2 protein-coding genes are annotated in these 2234 nt (G+C 61.3%); both read left to right on the top strand.

Going from position 1 to position 2234, the window contains the following annotated elements:
• Positions 1-182 precede the first annotated feature (182 nt).
• The gene (locus tag QXZ94_RS34360) at positions 183-1283 is read left to right on the top strand and encodes an IS4 family transposase (protein WP_315701243.1); all 1101 of its coding nucleotides are present in this window, start codon (positions 183-185) and stop codon (positions 1281-1283) included.
• A gap of 488 nt (positions 1284-1771) precedes the next feature.
• A complete protein-coding gene (locus tag QXZ94_RS34355; RefSeq protein ID WP_315726824.1) occupies positions 1772-2119 on the top strand; it encodes a hypothetical protein in 348 nt (115 codons plus the stop codon).
• Positions 2120-2234 lie beyond the last annotated feature (115 nt).

Here is a 2234-nt window from a genome sequence, read left to right as displayed (position 1 = left end):
CGCCTTCGCGGGCCATGACGACCGAGCCATACAAACGAGACGTACAAAATCCTTCTCGCAACGCATTCGCGCCCGAGTCCCGCCTGTTAGTTCGTCCCTCCTGAAACGAAGGGCGCAGGGAATGCCGCATAGGCGTTAAGTTTATGCTTGAGTGTTGGAATCCGCCGTGATTCGAACAGGGGATGGCAGACGAATCGCTCCTGAACGAGGACTGGACGAGAGTGGTTGCGCAGCTGGGCGGGGCTGCGCAGCTCGAGAAAACTGCGCGCCAGACGAAGGCCTTCGCGCGTCGGCGGCAGATTCCAGATGCGGTGACGTTACTTCGGCTGATGCTGGCCTATTGTTTGGGTGAAAGAGGGCTGAGATCGACAGCCGCATGGGCGGCTTCTGTTGGCCTTGCCGACCTCACCAGCGTGGCGTTGTTCTATCGGCTGCGTCAATGTGGTGATTGGTTTGCGGTGCTGGTGGAGGGCTTGCTCGCTGCGGCAGCTCCGAAGGCGAGCCAAGGCCGCCTGATCCGCATCATCGATGCGACGACAGTGCCTCAGGCGGGACCGGCTGCGCGCAAGAACAGTGAGCTTTGGCGCGTTCATAGCGCATTTGATCTGCCCTATGAGCGCTTTGGTCACTTCGAGCTGACAGATCAGCAAGAGGGCGAAACGTTTGACCGGATACCAGTGGTCAAGAACGAGATCCGCATTGCTGACCGCGCTTATCTGCAACCTGACCGCATTGCGGCCGTCCGCGAAGCCGGGGCCGACGTTTTGATCCGAGCGGGCTGGAAGAACGCACGTTGGCTTGACGCCAAAGGCCTTCCGTTCGATCTGATGGCCCAATTGCGTGCCGCGAAGGCGCGCGGACTGGTCGATCGGGAGATTTGGATCAAGCGCAAGGGCGGCGCGCCTCTGGCTATGCGTCTGGTCGCAATCAAGAAGCCCACCGGTGCGGCTGCTGCTTCTCGGCGTAAAGCCCGGCAAGACGCAAAAGATGAAAACCGCATCATCTCCAAAGAAACTTTGGAGGCTGCGGATTGGGTCATTCTGATCACGTCGCTCGCGCGGGACGAGTTCTCCACCAAAGATGTGCTTGCGCTCTATCGATTGCGATGGCGGATCGAGCTTGGGTTCAAGCGACTGAAGAGTCTGATTGGCCTCAAGACGCCGCCAGGAACCGATCCGCGCTCTGCCAAGCCCTACCTGCTGGCCCACCTCCTGATCATCCTGTTGCTCGAGCCGCTTGCCAGCGACTTCGAGGACTCTCCCCACTGGACGCAGGCCGCTTAACGACGCCTGGCGCTTGGCGGGTCCTGCAGCAGCTCGTTGCATCCTTGCTGCAAGCAATCATTCCACAACCAACCATCCGTTGCTTGCGCCGCAGAAAACGCGCGTTGGGGCGCCACCTTCGCGAGCCTCCTCGAAAACGCAAGTATCAATCGATGCTCGCGCTACCTTAACGCCTATGCGGCATTCCCTGCGCCCTCGCGCTTTTGGAGAGAGGGCCTGTTGCAGCCAAACTCGGGCATCTGGTGCCGCGAGACCGTGAGCGTGCGCCCGCATGGCATCTGGGCAGAGTTGCGATGAAGAATTCATGTCAGGCGGTGCAATTTCGGACATTGCGAGATGCAGGGCGGCGGGCCGGCAGCGTCCGGGAGTCCGTCGACCTCCGTCCTTGAGGCCCCGCATGAACGATGAGGCGGTCAGTCCTCTCTATCGCGGAGCTTGCGAATCTTTCATATTTCAATCAGAGTTTGCAATCACGAGGGGAGGGGCGCATGACCGTGAACGGGTGGGGAGGCATCGGCGCCGTATTGCTCCTGTCGGCGGTGGCGACGGCGCATCCGGCGACCAGCTATGCCTACACGCCCGAGCAGCAGCAGGCCTGCACCGACGACGCACTCCGGCTGTGCAGCTCGGAGGTCCCCGATGTCGACCGCATCACCGCCTGCATGGTCCGGCACAAAGCGGAGCTGTCGCCGTCATGCCGCGCTCAGTTCGGGCCGGAGCCGGGCGAGACTGCGACCTCCGCGACCGGTAAGCCGATGAGCATCCGGCCTGTGGCGAAGAAGCCGGCCGGCAAGAGAACGCAAGGGAAGAGATCCGCAAAGTCCGAGGCGAGTTGAGCGGAGGTTCGGCAGGACGGATGCAAATCCGAGCAGTTCGACGTGAGCAGTCCGACGCTTTGCGTTCGGACACGTGGATTGCTGTTGAGCGAGTTATCATCGGGAAAGCGTTTGC

This window comes from Bradyrhizobium sp. SZCCHNS2022, assembly GCF_032377575.1.
In the GTDB taxonomy this organism is placed as follows: domain Bacteria; phylum Pseudomonadota; class Alphaproteobacteria; order Rhizobiales; family Xanthobacteraceae; genus Bradyrhizobium; species Bradyrhizobium aeschynomenes.
The sequence above is the reverse complement of the archived record's forward strand: the minus strand, read 5'-3'. Positions and strand labels throughout refer to the sequence as shown.

Bases quoted from the DNA above. Each gene is read 5' to 3' on its own strand.
- QXZ94_RS34355 (WP_315726824.1), top strand. From the start codon at position 1,772: ATGACCGTGAACGGGTGGGGAGGCATCGGCGCCGTATTGCTCCTGTCG.
- QXZ94_RS34360 (WP_315701243.1), top strand. From the start codon at position 183: ATGGCAGACGAATCGCTCCTGAACGAGGACTGGACGAGAGTGGTTGCG.